This is a genomic window from Vibrio sp. B181a, assembly GCF_030248375.1.
GTDB lineage: Bacteria > Pseudomonadota > Gammaproteobacteria > Enterobacterales > Vibrionaceae > Vibrio > Vibrio campbellii.
The window spans coordinates 1-16,137 of record NZ_JAHGAD010000026.1 but is presented as its reverse complement, the minus strand read 5'-3'; the positions used below and the strand labels follow the sequence as shown (position 1 = coordinate 16,137).

Below are 16,137 nucleotides of genomic sequence, written 5' to 3'. Positions count from 1 at the left end.
TAAAAAGAGGTGCGTACGCACCTCTTTTTGATCGTATCTATTATGTTTGCTTTAAAAGGGTTGGTGTAGCCAACCCTCTTTGAAACAACGAATAATTAATATGCGTCATTGTGAACGGTCTGTACTGCACGGCCTGACGGGTCAACACAGTTTTGGAACGACTCATCCCATTCAATCGCTTTCGCTGAAGAACACGCTACTGAAGGGCCACCAGGTACACATTCTGCTGCAGATGGTAGCGGGAACAACTCTTCAAAGATTTCGCGGTATACATAACCTTCTTTGGTTGTTGGTGTGTTGTAAGGGAAGCGGAATTGTGCCGTTTCCATTTGTTGATCCGTTACTTTCTGTTCTGCCACTTCTTTCAAAGTATCTATCCAGCTGTAACCTACACCATCAGAGAACTGCTCTTTCTGACGCCATGCGATTGATTCTGGTAGGTAGTGCTCGAAACACTCACGAAGAATGTGTTTTTCCATCTTACCGTTGCCACACATCTTATCTGCTGGGTTCAAGCGCATTGCAACATCAATAAACTCTTTATCTAGGAAAGGTACACGTCCTTCTACGCCCCATGCTGCTAGTGATTTGTTAGCACGTGCACAGTCAAACATGTTCAGAGCAAGCAACTTACGTACCGTCTCTTCGTGGAACTCTTTTGCGTTTGGCGCTTTGTGGAAGTACAGGTAACCACCAAAGATTTCATCTGCACCTTCACCAGACAGTACCATCTTGATGCCCATTGCTTTGATCTTACGACCCATTAGGAACATTGGTGTTGAAGCGCGGATAGTCGTTACGTCATACGTTTCAATGTGGTAAATCACATCGCGAATCGCGTCCAGACCTTCTTGAATCGTGTAGGTCATCTCGTGGTGAACCGTACCAATCTGGTCTGCAACTTCGCGAGCGGCTTTCAGATCTGGTGCACCTTCTAGGCCCACTGCGAATGAGTGCAGCTGTGGCCACCATGCTTCAGATTTTTCATCGTCTTCAATACGCATCGCTGCAAATCGTTTTGCAACTGCTGAAGTGATAGAAGAATCCAGACCACCAGAAAGAAGCACACCGTATGGCACGTCAGTCATCAGTTGGCGTTTCACTGCTGCTTCTAGCGCTTCAGTCAATTCCTCTTTGCTTGTACTATTGCCTTGTACTGCTGCATACTCGTTCCAGTCGCGGATGTAGTAGCGTTGAGGTTCTGCATCGGTACTGCCGTAGTGACAGCCTGGAGGGAACTCACTCACGGTCTTACACACTGGTACAAGCGCTTTCATTTCTGACGCAACGTAGTAGTTACCGTGCTCATCGTAACCTTGGTAAAGCGGAATGATGCCAATGTGGTCACGGCCAACTAGGTATTCATCTTTATCTTCATCGTAAAGTACGAACGCAAAAATACCGTTTAGTTCTTCAAGAAGGTCAGCGCCCATGTCTTGGTATAGCGCTAGGATAACTTCACAGTCTGAATCGGTTTGGAATTCGTATTTGCCTTCATAGCGAGCACGAATCTCTTTGTGGTTGTAGATTTCACCATTTACCGCAAGGATGAGTTTTTTATCAGGGCTGTATAGTGGCTGGGCACCACTATTTAGACCAACGATCGCCAGACGCTCGTGCGCTAGGATTGCGCGCTCTGATGAGTAAATACCAGACCAGTCTGGACCGCGGTGACGAAGCTTTTTCGACATCTCAAGTGCGATAGGGCGCAATGCCGCTGCATCGCTCTTAATGTCTAAAATGCCAAATACTGAACACATACAACATCCTTTTTAAACTAAACAATTTTTAATCGGTATAGGTTCAATTTGCCATTCTGAGTAAAAAAAGCAACGTTTGATGATTAAAAAAATGATAAAAAGCCTTGTTGATTAGATGGTATCTAAAAAATGTCTAATTTTGATGAATGAGATCAAGGTTTGGTTTAAAAAACGTACAAAAAAGCCCTCTAGTTAAAAGAGGGCTCTGAAAATATATCCATCTCGATGCTTATTTCATCGGTGTAAATTGAGGTTGAAGTTGATCGCAAACATGACGTGCAAAACCGCTACCAGCCTCACTATAGATGTTAAATGCAGCATCGACTCCTGTCTCTAATAAGCCTTCAAGCTGATCTGGGTATTCAGCAATCGCTGCAATTTGTCCTTTATAGTTTCGACTTTGTAACTGCTCCAATGCGGTTTGGTTACCTTGGTGATGTGGCATTGCGAGAAGCACCATTTTCACGTTAGCCGTGTCCAAAATACGCTCCCAAAAATCTGGGTCAGTCGCATCGCCAGAGATGACATTGCGGCCTTCAGAGCGATGCTTATGTGCGGCCTCTTCACGGACTTCAACACCCAGTGAAATCTTGCCATAACGAGCGCGCAGTTCGTCGTAGGCGCCAGTGCCAATTCGTCCCATACCAAGGATCAATACTTGAGCATGACCTGGATTGATGAGTTGGTCTCGTTGGTTCAGTTTCTCTGCTGCGGTTTCTTGTAGCCATTTACCAGAATGTTGGTAAATCTGATGGCCCAATCGGTTTAGCGGGGCAGAGATAATAAACGAGATTGACACAGCGACAGCAATTGCGGCCAACATGTCGCTCGGCATCCAACCCATCTTGTAAGCCAGACCACCAACAATCAGACCGAACTCACTGTAGTTGAAAAGCGATAGCGACGTCAGCAATGAAGTACGTACTCGGAACTTAAAGTGGTTGATGGTGAGGAAGTAGAGCAGCCCCTTGATAGGCAGCAGCAAGATAAATAGCAGCGCTAAGCCTACGCCGGTAAAGCTCAATGAAGCTGATAAACCAATGTTAAGGAAGAAACAGACGAGGAATAGTTCCTTCATATTAAACAACGATTTGGATAGCTCGGACGCTTTACGATGCCCAGCCACTAGCATACCCAATATCAAAGCACCCAAATCTGGCTTCATGCCGACCAGTTCAAATAAGCCGGCACCGACCACGAGCGCGAAGAAGATACCAAACAGCACCAGCATCTCGCCGTGACCAACTTTGTCTAGCAGCTTGTAGAACAATGGGCGGAGAAACGGCAAGGCAAATAATCCAATGGCGTACCATTCAGGAATCTTACCTGTGGAAGCGGTAAGGAAGACCACAGCAAAAATATCCTGCATAACCAAGATACCAATGGCTAGTGTGCCGTAGGTGGCGTTCATCTCACCCTTCTCTTGCAGCGTTTTAACTGCAAATACGGTACTAGAGAAAGAGAGAGCGAAAGCGAGCAGTAGGATCTGACTGTGATCCATGGTGGCAAGGGATGAAAGCCCAAGCAGCTTCAGCCCAACGAGAACCAGCGCAAAGAAAAGAGTCGAGAGAATGTTGTGCGCTGTAGCACCGCCCCAAATTTCTTTAGAAAGCAGCGTTTTTACATCCAGCTTTAAACCAATGGTGAAAAGCAGCAAGGTCACACCAAGGTCTGCGAGCGTGACAATGACGTCATTACTTTGGTAGCCAAACGCATGAAGGCCAAAACCTGCAAGTAGGAAACCGACCAAAGGGGGGAGGTTACATTTTAGAGCGATGAAGCCGGCGAGGAACGCCGTTGTAATTAGAATAATTTCCATACTGTTGAGCTATATTCCTGATATACAAAAACGGGCTGTGAAACCACAGCCCGAGATTGTAACTCAATTGGTTGTATAAACTTAGTCTTCTAGTAACTTTTGTAACAAAACTCCGTTCAACATAGCGCGCTTGATCATCGCAAATGCACCCATCGTTGGTTGCTTATCAATGTGAGAGGCAACAATTGGAAGTTCGTTATGGAAAGTCTTCAAAGATTGGTTTTCTACGTTGCGCTGGATTGCTGGGAACACAATTTCTTCCGCGGCAGTAATGTCACCAGCAATGACGATTTTTTGCGGGTTAAACAAGTTAATCGTGATTGCGATAGCTTTACCAAGCTGGTTACCTACGCGAACTAGGCTTTGTTTCGCCAGCTCGTCACCATTCATCGCATGAGTACAAACGTCATCAATGGTGATGTGTTCAAGCTGAGTAAGGCTTGATTCGTAACCTTGTGCAATCAGCTTTTTCACGCGTTGTACGATGGCCGGGTTGGCAGCAACCGTTTCTAGACAGCCAAAGTTACCGCATTGGCATTGCTCGCCAAGTGGGTCGATTTGGATGTGACCGATTTCACCGACGTTGCGGTTGAAACCAAGGAATACCTGACCGTTCACGATAATACCTGCACCAGTACCGCGGTGAACACTGACCAGAATCGAATCTTGGCAGTCTTGGCTCGCGCCAAAGTAGTGTTCAGCCAGTGCCATACCACGCACGTCGTTACCAACAAAACACGCGGTATTGAACTTTTCACGAATGATTTCGCCTAGAGCGAGGTTATCGATGTCTGTATTCGGCATGTACTCAACAACACCTGTGGTTGGGTTCACCAAACCAGGCAGTGTGATACCGATAGCGATAAGTTGGTCGATCTTGTCTTGGCAACGATTTACGAAGTCTTTCAGTAAATCAATCAATCCAGCAATCAAGTCAGCTTGGTTGCTGTAGTGAAGCTCGTGTTGATCTTGTGCCAATGCTGTGCCGCCTAAGTCGTACAAGCAGAATTGCACGTAGTCACGACCTAATCGAACAGCGATAGAGTGGAAAGGTTTTACTTCAGTGGTCAACGAGATTGCTCGACGACCACCGGTAGAAGCTTGTTGCGCGACTTCTTTAATTAAGCCGCGCTCTAAAAGTTGGCGGGTTATTTTGGTAACACTCGCTGGGGCGAGCTGACTAACATCCGCGACTTGAATACGGGAGATTGGACCTTGTTGGTCAATCAGCCTGTATACCGCAGCGCTGTTAAGCTGTTTTACTAAATCTACATTACCAATCTGTCCGCCATTCATGCTTAATTTTGCTCGTATTGTCCGTTAACAACCGTCGCTTTTACATTGAAGTCACGATCGAAAACAGTAAGGTTTGCTACCATACCTTTTCGAACTCGGCCAAGACGGTCCTCAACACCGATTGCGGTTGCTGGGTACAGTGTAGCCATTCGTAGAGCTTCGTCTAAAGCGATGCCTGCGTGCTCAACTGTATTCTGAACTGCTTCGATCATAGTCAGAGCTGAGCCGCCTAGTGTGCCATTTTCATCAACACACTTACCATCTCGGTAATATACTTTCTTACCGACAAAAATAAAGTGATCAATGTTAGCACCTGCTGGAGCTGTGGCATCCGTCACCAAAACAAGCTTTTCGCCCTTGATTTTATGAGCAATTCGGATGTTTGCGTAATCAACGTGGAAACCGTCTGCAATGATACCTGCATAAACTTCTGGGGTGTCGTAAATCGCACCAACCACACCTGGTTCACGACCAACCATTGGCGTCATCGCATTGAATAGGTGAGTGGCAAATGTGATACCTGCTTCGAAACCTTGACGTGCTTCTGCGTATGTTGCGTTGGTGTGACCGATAGAAACTACGATGCCAGCCGCTTTCAAACGAGAGATATGCTCAGGGTCATTTTGTTCTGGTGCTAGTGTTACTTTTGCGATGATGTCTGCGTTTGCGCAGATCAGGTCAATCATGCCGTCGTCAGAAGGGCGGATGAAGTCAACGCTGTGAATACCTTTTTTCGCTACGTTTAGGTACGGACCTTCAAGATGCAAACCTAGCGATTGGTTTTGGTATTTGTTGTGGTACTCACGAGCTGCAGCAATCGAAGCGCGCATGTCTTCGTCTGAAGATGTGATTAGAGTAGGTAGGAAGCTTGTACAACCAGATTTAAGGTTTGCTTCATGCATGATCTGCATTGTTTCTGGTGTGATTTCGTCGTTAAGCATCACACCGCCACAGCCGTTTAGCTGTAGGTCGATAAAACCAGGGCTTAGGTTAGCACCGTCCAGATCTTTTACTTCAATACCTTCTGGTAGTTGAGTCACTGGCACAACTGATTGAATCTGGTCATTGTCGATGATGACAGCATGATCGGTAAGAACATCACTACCGGTATAGATTTTACAGTTACTTAGCGCGTACATAGTCAGCTAGTCCTTATAGATGAGAATTCATTTTCTGTTCCGTTATCTAACTGGCGACTCCATGAGTCGGGCTGGTACTTAGTTTGTATCACTGAATTAGATAACGAGTCACATACAGCAAGTCGCGTTTTATCGATGTCATTATCAGAGTAACTAACTGAAAAATAATAAATGAATTAGTTTTTATGATTGTTTTCCAGAGCAAAGTTACTGCGAATCATCTGTAGAGATACCAAAATAACACTGATTCTGTCTTGCATAAAGTCCGAGAATCTTATCTCTAAAACGCCATTTTTTCGTATAATAAAATAAGTTTTATGATCTCGCTAGCAAAAACCTTCTGAATGACCAATTTCTGGTGATTATGATCACAAACAATGAGGTTTTAATTTGCGGAGCAAAATTAATATCATAAACTGGTAGCGACTAAATTGAACGACTGAAATAAGTCATTCAACAAAACATAAAATCCTATAGGGGGAACTTAAGGTGAATATTCTTGGATACGCGCAGAAGTTAGGTAAAGCTCTTATGCTTCCTATCGCAACGCTTCCAGTTGCAGCGCTTTTACTACGTTTGGGTCAGCCTGACCTGTTAGACATCGCGTTTATGGCATCTGCTGGTAACGCAATCTTTAGTCAACTACCACTGCTATTCGGTCTAGGTATCGCGATCGGTCTTTCTAAAGACGGTCAAGGTGCTGCAGGTCTGGCAGGTGCAGTTGCTTACTTCGTACTTACTGCAACAGCAGCAACAATCGATGCAAGCGTTAACATGTCATTCTTCGGCGGTATCATTGCAGGTATCATCGCTGGTCACTCTTACAACGCTTTCCATGCTACTCGTCTTCCTGAGTGGTTGGCATTCTTCTCTGGCAAACGTCTAGTACCAATCATGGCGGGTCTATTCTCGCTAGTAGCTGGTGCAATTGCTGGTGTTGTATGGCCAACAATCCAAGGCGGTCTTGACGCACTAGCACACGCAGTTTCTACTTCTGGTGCTATCGGTCAATTCGTATACGGTACTCTTAACCGTGCACTTATCCCTGTAGGTCTACACCACGTACTAAACTCGTACTTCTGGTTCGGTATGGGTACGTGTCAAGAAGTTCTAGTTTCTGGCGCAACTGCTGCTGGTCAAGCGCTTCCTGCACTACAACAGCTTTGTGTTGACCCAGCTCTAGCTAAGACTCTTGTTGCTGGTCAAACTCACACATTCGAATTCGCTAACTCTGTAACTCCAGAAATCACTGCAACAGTTAAAGAAGTAACTGAAACTCTGAAATCTGGTGACCTACACCGCTTCTTCGGCGGCGATAAGAGCGCTGGTGTATTCATGAACGGTTTCTTCCCTGTGATGATGTTCGGTCTACCAGGTGCGGCACTTGCTATGTACCTAGCAGCACCAGTTGAGAAGCGCAGCCAAGTTGGTGGTGCACTATTCTCAGTAGCATTCTGTTCATTCCTAACAGGTATCACTGAGCCTCTAGAGTTCATGTTCGTATTCCTAGCACCTGCTCTATACGCAATCCACGCAGTATTTACAGGTCTGTCTCTAGTAATCGCAAACATGCTTGGTACGCTACACGGCTTTGGTTTCTCTGCAGGTCTAATCGACTTCGTACTGAACTACGGTCTAGCAACTAAGCCACTAGTACTGTTCGCAGTAGGTCTAGGCTTCGGTGCTCTATACTTCTTCACATTCAGCTTCGCAATCCGCGCTTTCAACCTGAAATCGCCAGGTCGTGAAGACGACGATAACGAAGCTGCAGCTGCTCCAGCTGGTGATGCAGCAAAAGGTGACCTAGCTCGTCAATACCTGAAAGCGCTAGGTGGTCACGATAACCTAACTTCAATCGACGCGTGTATCACTCGTCTACGTCTAACGCTTAAAGACCGCTCTGTTGCTGACGAAGCAGTACTTAAGAAACTAGGCGCGAAAGGTGTGGTTAAGCTTGGCGAAAACAACCTTCAAGTTATCCTTGGTCCTCTTGCAGAAATCGTTGCTGGTGAAATGAAAGCAATCGGTGCAGGTGAAGACCTATCAGATGTAAAACTGCCTTAATTACATCTTAATGACTCTCTATAAAGACCTCCTTCGGGAGGTCTTTTTTTGTTTGTGCAGATTTAATATGCTGTGCTTTCAAGCGAAGAAGAGAAATATTGCCGTTTTAACGACGGTTCTTGTTGTCTAATCGCTAAGAATTGTGGATCATTAGGAACAATGCACTCTGTAAACCGAGTACGGTTACGGAGTACTGTTTTCTCTGACAATACTAATATTTTTGAGGTGCTATAGATGAGTGAAGCTGATGCTCGTCCATCAAACTTTATTCGCCAGATCATTGATAAAGATCTAGCGGATGGTAAACACACTAGCGTGCATACTCGATTCCCGCCGGAGCCGAATGGCTACCTGCACATCGGTCATGCTAAGTCTATCTGTTTGAACTTCGGTATTGCTCAGGACTACCAGGGCCAATGTAACTTACGTTTCGACGATACAAACCCTGAAAAAGAAGACATCGAATACGTTGAGTCTATCAAGAAAGATGTAAACTGGTTGGGCTTCGAGTGGGATGGTGAAGTATGTTACTCATCAAACTACTTCGACAAGCTTTACGAATATGCAATTGAATTGATTAATAAAGGCTTAGCGTACGTTGATGAGCTAAGTCCTGAGCAGATTCGTGAATACCGCGGTACGTTAACGGCTCCGGGTAAACCAAGCCCATACCGTGATCGCCCAATCGAAGAAAACCTAGCGCTATTTGAAAAAATGCGTGCGGGTGAGTTCGAAGAAGGTAAAGCGTGTCTTCGTGCGAAGATCGACATGGGTTCTTCATTCATGGTTATGCGTGACCCAGTTATCTACCGTGTACGTTTCGCGACTCACCACCAGACTGGTGATAAGTGGTGCATTTACCCAATGTACGACTTCACACACTGTATCTCTGATGCGCTAGAAGGCATTACGCACTCTATCTGTACTCTAGAGTTCATGGATAACCGTCGTCTGTACGACTGGGTTCTAGATAACATCACAATTGATTGTCGTCCACACCAGTACGAATTCAGCCGCCTAAATCTTGAATACACAGTGATGTCTAAGCGTAAGCTAAACCAACTAGTAACTGAGAAATTGGTTGATGGTTGGGATGACCCACGTATGCCAACCGTATCTGGTCTGCGTCGTCGTGGCTTCACATCTGCATCTATTCGTGAGTTCTGTAAGCGTATCGGCGTAACGAAGCAAGAGAACATGATTGAGTTCGGTTCACTGGAATCTTGTATTCGTGATGATCTAAACGAAAATGCACCGCGTGCGATGGCTGTTCTAGATCCTGTTAAGATTGTTATCGAGAACTTTGAAGAAGGTGCGGTAGAGTCGCTAACGGTTGCTAACCATCCAAACAAACCTGAAATGGGTGAGCGTGAAGTGCCATTCACTCGTGAAGTTTGGATCGAGCGCGAAGACTTCCGTGAAGAAGCAAATAAGAAATACAAGCGTCTTGTTCTAGGTAAAGAAGTACGTCTACGTGGCGCATACGTGATTAAGGCTGAACGCATCGAGAAAGACGCGGAAGGCAACATCACGACAATCTTCTGTACTTACGATGCTGACACGCTAGGTAAGAACCCAGCAGATGGCCGTAAAGTGAAAGGTGTAATTCACTGGGTTTCAGCAGACAAAGCTCTGCCTGCAGAAATTCGTCTGTACGATCGTTTGTTCACAGTACCAAACCCAGCGGCTGCAGATGACTTTGCTGCGACAATCAACCCAGAATCACTAGTGATTCTAAAGGGTTTTGTTGAGCCAAGCCTAGCAGCATCAGAAGCTGAAAAAGGTTACCAATTTGAGCGTATGGGTTACTTCTGTGCAGATTCAAAAGACTCTTCAGCGGATAAGCTAGTATTCAACCGTACGGTTGGTCTACGTGATACTTGGGCGAAAATCGAGAACCAATAATCTCAATACCTCGCTAACAAAAATGCCAGCATCATTGCTGGCATTTTTTATGGTTATTCTAATCGTGTCGGTTTGGATGTTGTGACGCTACCGGTTTTTGAGTCGTACCATATGACGTAGGTTGAACTCTCAGGGTTTCGTTCGTAGCCTTTCTTGGTATACGTGTAATAGCAAACAGATTGATGAGAGTCTTTGTCTTGGACCCGACGAGTAATAAAGTCAAACCGATCGTCAGCGTTGCGATTATTTGATAGGGAATATTCGTCACCAAGTAGGGCTTGCCATACGGCAATACAACCCGAATTCCCTTGCCCTATGTTGTAGGGGTTACCAATCACTCCATTTCGGTTGCCTTTGTTTGTTCCTAAAGGGTAGCCAAACTCATTTACATCCAACTCTCCACCACCGTAACCTTCTAAGTCTTGCTGAGCTTCAGGTGTACCGCCATTTACCAACCATTGGCTTTGTGTGAAACGAACCGCTGTTTCGAATTGATCTGCAATTGCTTCCATTTTTGCTTCATAGGCATCATCTTGGATATTTAAGAATCTTGGTGCCGCGACAACGGCAAGAATACCGAGAATGACAATCGCAATAATCAGTTCGAGTAAGGTAAAGCCACAAGAATTCCTTTTCTTCATCACTTGTCTCCATAAAAAAACGCCAGCCGAGGCTGACGTTTAAGTCTTTCTTAACAAAAAGCGTTACTTTTTATTTTGCTGGCTTGTGAGCGTCAGGGTTTGTCTTACATGAACCGTCGCTACATTTACCGTATAGGTACAAGCTGTGGTTAGTAAGCGTAACATTGTACTTAGCCGCAATTTCTTTTTGACGTTCTTCGATCACGTCGTCTGAAAACTCAATCACTTCACCACAATCTAGACACACAAGGTGGTCGTGGTGATGTTGAGTTGACAGTTCAAATACTGATTTACCGCCTTCGAAATGGTGACGAGTAACAATACCAGCATCATCGAATTGGTTTAGTACACGATAAACGGTTGCTAGTCCGATCTCTTCACCTAGATCAATTAGCTTTTTGTACAAATCTTCAGCACTGATGTGCTGGCAGTCTGGCTGCTGAAGTACTTCTAGAATTTTTAGCCTTGGAAGGGTTACTTTTAGACCCGCATCCTTCAGCGCCTGATTATTGTCTGACATATACTTTCCCGTTGGATCATCTGCAGCGATTTAACAGAATATAATATTCCTATCATTATAGGCGAAGCGTACTGAACATTAAACCACGAACTTCAAAGGGTTAATAGATTCTTTTTGTAAATTGGAAACAGGTCGATTATATTACAGATCAGACCAGTTACATATTGATAACATTGGAACGCAACGACTACGGACAGTTATGAATAAGCGACTTGCTAAGATATATAAACCAGGAATTGTGAAGTTTTCGCTGAATATTTGGCCGCCATTCTGGGGGGCTGGTATTAAAATCTTACATATTTCTGAAGACTTTCGAACGGTGAAAGTTCGTTTGAAACTGCGCTGGTGGAATAAAAACGCCAATCGAACTCAGTATGGAGGAAGTATTTTCTCTCTCACTGACCCAATTTACTCTTTGATGTTGATGGGCATTCTTCGCGAGGAATACTACGTCTGGGATAAAGAGGCGAGTATCAACTTCATTAAGCCCGGGCAGAGTGATTTGTTTGCGGAGTTTGAGGTGACAGATGGCATGCTAGATGAAATCTATCAAATGACTCGTAATGGTGAGAAGTGCTTCCCTGAATTCATTACTCACGTAAAAGACAAAGAGGGTAATGTTGTTTCGGAAGTGCAGCGCAAATTGTACGTGAGGAAGAAACCTCAGTACCGAGAAGAAGAAATTGCGACAGAAATCTCTTAGTCCATGTTTAGATACAAAAAGACCTCCACGAAGGAGGTCTTTTTTATGAATGCTTACTTAGCCTTCAAGCTCAGCTAGGCACATCTCTTCGTAGACTTGCTTAACCCAGTTTTCTACGCGCTCGTCAGTCAGTTCTGGTTGACGGTCTTCGTCGATACACAGACCAACGAATTGGCTGTCGTCACCTTCTACTAGAGCTTTAGATGCTTCGAACTCGTAACTTTCAGTCGAAGTGTGGCCTAGGATAGTACCGCCTTTCGCTTCAACGATGTCACGTACTGTGCCCATTGCGTCACAGAAGTACTCTGCGTAATCTTCTTGGTCACCACAACCGAAAATAGCAACTAGCTTCGTAGAGAAATCGATTTGCTCAAGTTCTGGGAAGAAATCATCCCAATCACATTGTGCTTCACCGTAGTACCAAGTCGGGATACCTAGAAGTAGAAGATCAAAGTTATCAATGTCTTCTTTGCTGCTTTTTGCGATGTCTTGAACGTGAACTAGTTGTTTACCTAGTTGCTTTTGAATCATCTTTGCAACGGCTTCAGTATTACCTGTGTCGCTACCGAAGAAGATACCTACACTTGCCATAGAGTCTATACCTTTACATTGTTTGTTACTGGCGATGGGGGAGCGGAGCTTAACCTAGCCCTGTGCCTTCCCAACTGAGCTGAATCAGACCTTTGGCGATGAAACCAGCACAGCCAAGGAAAAGAACCAACCACACAATACGACGACCAAAAACAGGTACATTGCCTTGCTTTAGTACATCTTTTATCGCCATCCCAATGAAGAAGAAGATAGCAGCAAAAAGAAGATCGAGCCCGATCGACTCGAGCATGTCCATATAGTCGTATAGCATTGTCGTCCTTCATGCCAAAAATTCTTGGGCGCACTATACCACTGTTAAACGGTAAAGTTAATGCACTACGAGAAGGGTTATTTCAATAATCTGGCGTTGTTTTTCGAATTTGTTAACTCGAAATATATTTCCTGATCACACGCATAACTTCTGCCGGTTTCTCGGCATGTAACCAGTGTCCGGTGTTGGCAATAATGTGTGCTTTTGCGTTGTTAAATTGGCGTTTAACCGCAGGTTGATGCTCAGGCATCAGATAGTCGGAATCACCGCCTTTAACAAACAACGTAGGAATGTCGGTTGGTGCAATTTCTTGCCAGCCAATGATGTCGTCGTAGTTGTTGAGCAAACTTGCAACGTTAAAGCGCCAGTCCATTTGGTCACCATTTTTGTACAACGATTTCGACAGGAATTGTCTAACGCCATCGATTTCAATATGTTGAGCAAGAATATCCATCGTTTGCTGGCGATTGGCCGGTTTTTCTTTGATTACCGCTTGCAGGCCTTTAAACACGTTATCGTGACGGTTTGTTTGGTAAGACACTGGCGCCATATCGAGTACGACTAGTCGTTTAACAAACTCTGGCGCAACATCCGCCAATTTCATCGCAACTTTTCCGCCCATTGAGTGACCGATGACAAGTGCTGGCTCGATATTCAAATAACGAAGTAAATCAGCAACATCTTGCGCCATTACTTCATAGTTGTGTGTTTCTGAATGGAAAGAAAGGCCATGATTTCGTAGATCAATGCTGATCACACAGTGATCTTGAACGAGGTCGCGAGCCAGTAAACCTAGATTACTGAAACTGCCAAACAATCCATGAATCAAAACAACCGTTTGGCCGTGCCCTTCCTGCTTATAGTTGAGTAATGCTGACATTTTATCTTATTCGTGATGGGTTTAACGTGGAGTATCCGCGAGGATCTCGTTATAATCCCCCAGAGTTTAAACATTGAGAATGTGAAAAGCGAATGAAAACAATTGAGGTTGATGAGGATCTATACCGTTACATTGCGGGTCAAACCAAGCATATCGGTGAAAGTGCCTCGGATATTTTACGACGCCTTTTGAACCTTGATGGCCAGTTGCAGGAAGCAGTTGTTGCACCTGTAGTAGAACAGCCACAAGGGATTGTAGTAAGTAAAGATGCTGGCAAAGCAGAATCAGTAGATACCGTAAAAGAGATGCGCTCTCTACTTATCTCTGACGAGTTTGCTGGTCTTAAGAAAGCGATTGATCGCTTCATGTTGGTACTATCAACCTTACACAAACTGAATCCAGAGAGTTTCTCTCAAGCAACAAAAGTGAAAGGGCGCAAACGCGTTTACTTTGCTGATAACGAAGAGACTCTGCTAGCAAATGGTAACACTACCAAACCTAAAGCAATTCCTGGCACGCCATTTTGGGTAATCACCAACAACAACACCAGTCGTAAGCGACAGATGGTGGAGCAGGTGATGGCTCACATGGAATTCCAGCCTGACTTAATAGAGAAAGTAACAGGTTCAATCTAAGAAACCTGATAGAAGCCTCATAATGTGTAGCGTTTAGCGGATATTATGAGGCTTTTTTGATTTTATTTGTTTTTAAAGAAAGGATGTCAAACATGGCTATGCACCCTCGTGCTGGGCAAAAAGCGCAGCAGGAAGATCTTCACAATATCCCAGCACTCGTTGCTAACTACTTCTTACTTCAACCAGACGCAGCAAACGCAGAACACAAGGTTCAATTTGGTACTTCTGGCCACCGCGGTACTGCAGACAAGCACACTTTTAACGAAAACCACATTTTAGCGATCGCCCAAGCGGTAGCAGAAGTTCGTGCTGAGCAAGGTACAACAGGTCCATTGTTTGTTGGTAAAGATACGCACGCACTATCAGAACCAGCATTTTCAAGTGTGATTGAAGTATTGATTGCAAATGGCGTGAAAGTGATTGTTCAACAAGACAACGGCTACACACCAACACCGGGTATTTCACACGCGATTCTGACTCACAACATCAAGCATGATGACAAAGCAGACGGTATCGTAATTACCCCATCGCATAACCCACCGCAAGACGGCGGCATCAAATACAACCCGACTCACGGTGGTCCAGCAGAGGCTGAACTGACTCAAGCAATCGAAGATCGTGCAAACGCGCTGATTGCTGAAGGTTTGCAAGGTGTAAAACGCCTACCACTGGCAGAAGCGAAAGCATCGGATCTGTTTGTAGAGATGGATTTGGTGAAGCCATACATCGATGACCTAGTGAATGTTATCGATATGGAAGCAATCCAAAAAGCAAACCTGAAGATTGGTGTAGATCCATTGGGTGGCAGTGGCATTGACTACTGGCGTCAAATTGGTCAGGCATACGACCTAGACCTAACGCTAGTAAGTGAAGCGATTGATCCTTCTTTCCAATTCATGTCTCTAGATAAAGACGGCGTTGTACGTATGGACTGTTCTTCTCCTTACGCAATGGCGGGTCTATTGGCGTTGAAAGATGAATACGACTTAGCCTTTGGTAACGACCCTGACTACGATCGCCACGGTATCGTTACGCCGAAAGGTCTGATGAACCCGAACCACTTCTTAGCGGTTTGTATCGATTACCTATACCGTCACCGTGAAGCGTGGGGTAAAGACGTAGCTGTTGGTAAAACGCTAGTTTCAAGTGCTTTGATTGATCGTGTTGTAGCGGATTTAGGTCGTGAGCTATGTGAAGTACCAGTCGGCTTTAAATGGTTTGTTGATGGTCTGTACACTGGTAAGTTTGGCTTCGGCGGCGAAGAAAGTGCAGGTGCGTCTTTCCTTCGTAAAGATGGTACGCCTTGGTCAACAGACAAAGATGGCATCCTGCTATGTCTTCTAGCAGCAGAGATCACTGCGGTAACGGGTAAGAACCCTCAAGATTACTATGAAGAGCTAGCAGCGAAGCACGGTGAATCTAAGTACAACCGCATTCAAGCTGTAGCTAATGGCCCACAAAAAGACGTACTGAAGAAGTTGTCACCAGAAATGGTAGCGGCTGAAACTCTGGCTGGTGATGCAATTACAGCTCGTCTAACGCACGCACCAGGTAATGGTGCTGCAATTGGTGGCCTTAAAGTAACGACAGCGAATGGTTGGTTTGCAGCTCGCCCATCAGGTACCGAAGACATCTACAAAATCTACTGTGAAAGCTTCAAAGGTGAAGAGCACCTAGAACAAATCGAAGCTGAAGCACAAGAAATTGTTAATCAAGTGTTTGCAGCCGCTGGTTTGTAATTCTAAAGATTAAGATTTTGAAAGGGTCGACATTGTGTCGGCCCTTTTTGTTTGTGAGAGGGAACGCTGCGCTTCGAGAGTCGGGAGCGCTTCGCTTTGGGAATTGAGAGGTGCTCATTGAGAGTATAGTGAAAAGGTATTTTGATTAAGAAGGTGTTGACGGAACTTGTTCCT

14 protein-coding genes are annotated in these 16,137 nt (G+C 44.9%); 5 read left to right on the top strand and 9 right to left on the bottom strand.

Annotation, left to right across the window (positions count from 1 at the left end; all coding sequences use genetic code 11):
• Window positions 1-95: 95 nt before the first annotated feature.
• The 4 genes from asnB to nagA form a co-directional block, all read right to left on the bottom strand.
• Window positions 96-1,760, bottom strand: a complete 1,665-nt coding sequence (gene asnB / locus KIO97_RS13125) for an asparagine synthase B (RefSeq protein ID WP_285382874.1) — start codon at window positions 1,758-1,760, stop codon at window positions 96-98.
• 229 nt (window positions 1,761-1,989) lie between these two features.
• The gene (locus KIO97_RS13120; RefSeq protein ID WP_285382873.1) at window positions 1,990-3,579 is read right to left on the bottom strand and encodes a cation:proton antiporter family protein; all 1,590 of its coding nucleotides are present in this window, start codon (window positions 3,577-3,579) and stop codon (window positions 1,990-1,992) included.
• 81 nt (window positions 3,580-3,660) lie between these two features.
• Complete coding sequence (locus KIO97_RS13115) at window positions 3,661-4,875, bottom strand: ROK family protein (protein WP_005425462.1); 1,215 nt, start codon at window positions 4,873-4,875, stop codon at window positions 3,661-3,663.
• Window positions 4,876-4,877: 2 nt separating this feature from the next.
• The gene (gene nagA, locus KIO97_RS13110; RefSeq protein WP_005425436.1) at window positions 4,878-6,014 is read right to left on the bottom strand and encodes an N-acetylglucosamine-6-phosphate deacetylase; all 1,137 of its coding nucleotides are present in this window, start codon (window positions 6,012-6,014) and stop codon (window positions 4,878-4,880) included.
• 489 nt (window positions 6,015-6,503) lie between these two features.
• Between nagA and nagE the strand changes: the two genes are divergently transcribed.
• Window positions 6,504-8,078 carry an N-acetylglucosamine-specific PTS transporter subunit IIBC gene (gene nagE / locus KIO97_RS13105; RefSeq protein ID WP_005425455.1) on the top strand — a complete coding sequence of 525 codons (1,575 nt, stop codon included), beginning with the start codon at window positions 6,504-6,506 and terminating at the stop codon, window positions 8,076-8,078.
• Window positions 8,079-8,312: 234 nt separating this feature from the next.
• Window positions 8,313-9,983, top strand: coding sequence for a glutamine--tRNA ligase (gene glnS / locus KIO97_RS13100; RefSeq protein WP_285382872.1), 1,671 nt, complete (start codon window positions 8,313-8,315; stop codon window positions 9,981-9,983).
• A gap of 53 nt (window positions 9,984-10,036) precedes the next feature.
• Here glnS and KIO97_RS13095 read toward each other — a convergent pair whose 3' ends face one another.
• Together KIO97_RS13095 and fcrX are read right to left on the bottom strand one after the other, a co-directional pair.
• A complete protein-coding gene (locus tag KIO97_RS13095) occupies window positions 10,037-10,624 on the bottom strand; it encodes a type II secretion system protein (protein ID WP_045397453.1) in 588 nt (195 codons plus the stop codon).
• A 70-nt stretch (window positions 10,625-10,694) separates the two neighbouring features.
• Window positions 10,695-11,144, bottom strand: a complete 450-nt coding sequence (gene fcrX, locus KIO97_RS13090) for a ferric iron uptake transcriptional regulator FcrX (protein WP_010643296.1) — start codon at window positions 11,142-11,144, stop codon at window positions 10,695-10,697.
• 199 nt (window positions 11,145-11,343) lie between these two features.
• On the opposite strand from fcrX, the gene KIO97_RS13085 reads away from it, so the two are divergent.
• Window positions 11,344-11,847 carry a DUF4442 domain-containing protein gene (locus KIO97_RS13085; RefSeq protein ID WP_038892119.1) on the top strand — a complete coding sequence of 168 codons (504 nt, stop codon included), beginning with the start codon at window positions 11,344-11,346 and terminating at the stop codon, window positions 11,845-11,847.
• Window positions 11,848-11,904: 57 nt separating this feature from the next.
• On the opposite strand, the gene fldA is transcribed toward KIO97_RS13085, so the two are convergent.
• The 3 genes from fldA to KIO97_RS13070 all read right to left on the bottom strand — a co-directional run bounded on the left by fldA (window position 11,905) and on the right by KIO97_RS13070 (window position 13,589).
• Window positions 11,905-12,438: a flavodoxin FldA gene (fldA, locus tag KIO97_RS13080; RefSeq protein WP_010643291.1), complete on the bottom strand. Its 534-nt coding sequence runs from the start codon at window positions 12,436-12,438 to the stop codon at window positions 11,905-11,907.
• 49 nt (window positions 12,439-12,487) lie between these two features.
• Window positions 12,488-12,709: a DUF2788 domain-containing protein gene (locus KIO97_RS13075; RefSeq protein WP_005446406.1), complete on the bottom strand. Its 222-nt coding sequence runs from the start codon at window positions 12,707-12,709 to the stop codon at window positions 12,488-12,490.
• 112 nt (window positions 12,710-12,821) lie between these two features.
• Window positions 12,822-13,589, bottom strand: coding sequence for an alpha/beta fold hydrolase (locus KIO97_RS13070; RefSeq protein ID WP_045370490.1), 768 nt, complete (start codon window positions 13,587-13,589; stop codon window positions 12,822-12,824).
• Window positions 13,590-13,681: 92 nt separating this feature from the next.
• Here KIO97_RS13070 and seqA point away from each other — a divergent pair, with 92 nt between their 5' ends.
• Complete coding sequence (gene seqA / locus KIO97_RS13065; protein WP_005535181.1) at window positions 13,682-14,224, top strand: replication initiation negative regulator SeqA; 543 nt, start codon at window positions 13,682-13,684, stop codon at window positions 14,222-14,224.
• Between the two features lie 92 nt (window positions 14,225-14,316).
• Complete coding sequence (gene pgm, locus KIO97_RS13060; protein ID WP_285382871.1) at window positions 14,317-15,963, top strand: phosphoglucomutase (alpha-D-glucose-1,6-bisphosphate-dependent); 1,647 nt, start codon at window positions 14,317-14,319, stop codon at window positions 15,961-15,963.
• The last annotated feature ends 174 nt before the right edge of the window (window positions 15,964-16,137 follow it).

Bases quoted from the DNA above. Each gene is read 5' to 3' on its own strand.
- fcrX (WP_010643296.1), bottom strand. From the start codon at position 11,144: ATGTCAGACAATAATCAGGCGCTGAAGGATGCGGGTCTAAAAGTAACC.
- nagA (WP_005425436.1), bottom strand. From the start codon at position 6,014: ATGTACGCGCTAAGTAACTGTAAAATCTATACCGGTAGTGATGTTCTT.
- pgm (WP_285382871.1), top strand. From the start codon at position 14,317: ATGGCTATGCACCCTCGTGCTGGGCAAAAAGCGCAGCAGGAAGATCTT.
- KIO97_RS13070 (WP_045370490.1), bottom strand. From the start codon at position 13,589: ATGTCAGCATTACTCAACTATAAGCAGGAAGGGCACGGCCAAACGGTT.
- seqA (WP_005535181.1), top strand. From the start codon at position 13,682: ATGAAAACAATTGAGGTTGATGAGGATCTATACCGTTACATTGCGGGT.
- KIO97_RS13095 (WP_045397453.1), bottom strand. From the start codon at position 10,624: ATGAAGAAAAGGAATTCTTGTGGCTTTACCTTACTCGAACTGATTATT.
- KIO97_RS13115 (WP_005425462.1), bottom strand. From the start codon at position 4,875: ATGAATGGCGGACAGATTGGTAATGTAGATTTAGTAAAACAGCTTAAC.
- KIO97_RS13120 (WP_285382873.1), bottom strand. From the start codon at position 3,579: ATGGAAATTATTCTAATTACAACGGCGTTCCTCGCCGGCTTCATCGCT.
- fldA (WP_010643291.1), bottom strand. From the start codon at position 12,438: ATGGCAAGTGTAGGTATCTTCTTCGGTAGCGACACAGGTAATACTGAA.
- KIO97_RS13075 (WP_005446406.1), bottom strand. From the start codon at position 12,709: ATGCTATACGACTATATGGACATGCTCGAGTCGATCGGGCTCGATCTT.
- glnS (WP_285382872.1), top strand. From the start codon at position 8,313: ATGAGTGAAGCTGATGCTCGTCCATCAAACTTTATTCGCCAGATCATT.
- asnB (WP_285382874.1), bottom strand. From the start codon at position 1,760: ATGTGTTCAGTATTTGGCATTTTAGACATTAAGAGCGATGCAGCGGCA.
- KIO97_RS13085 (WP_038892119.1), top strand. From the start codon at position 11,344: ATGAATAAGCGACTTGCTAAGATATATAAACCAGGAATTGTGAAGTTT.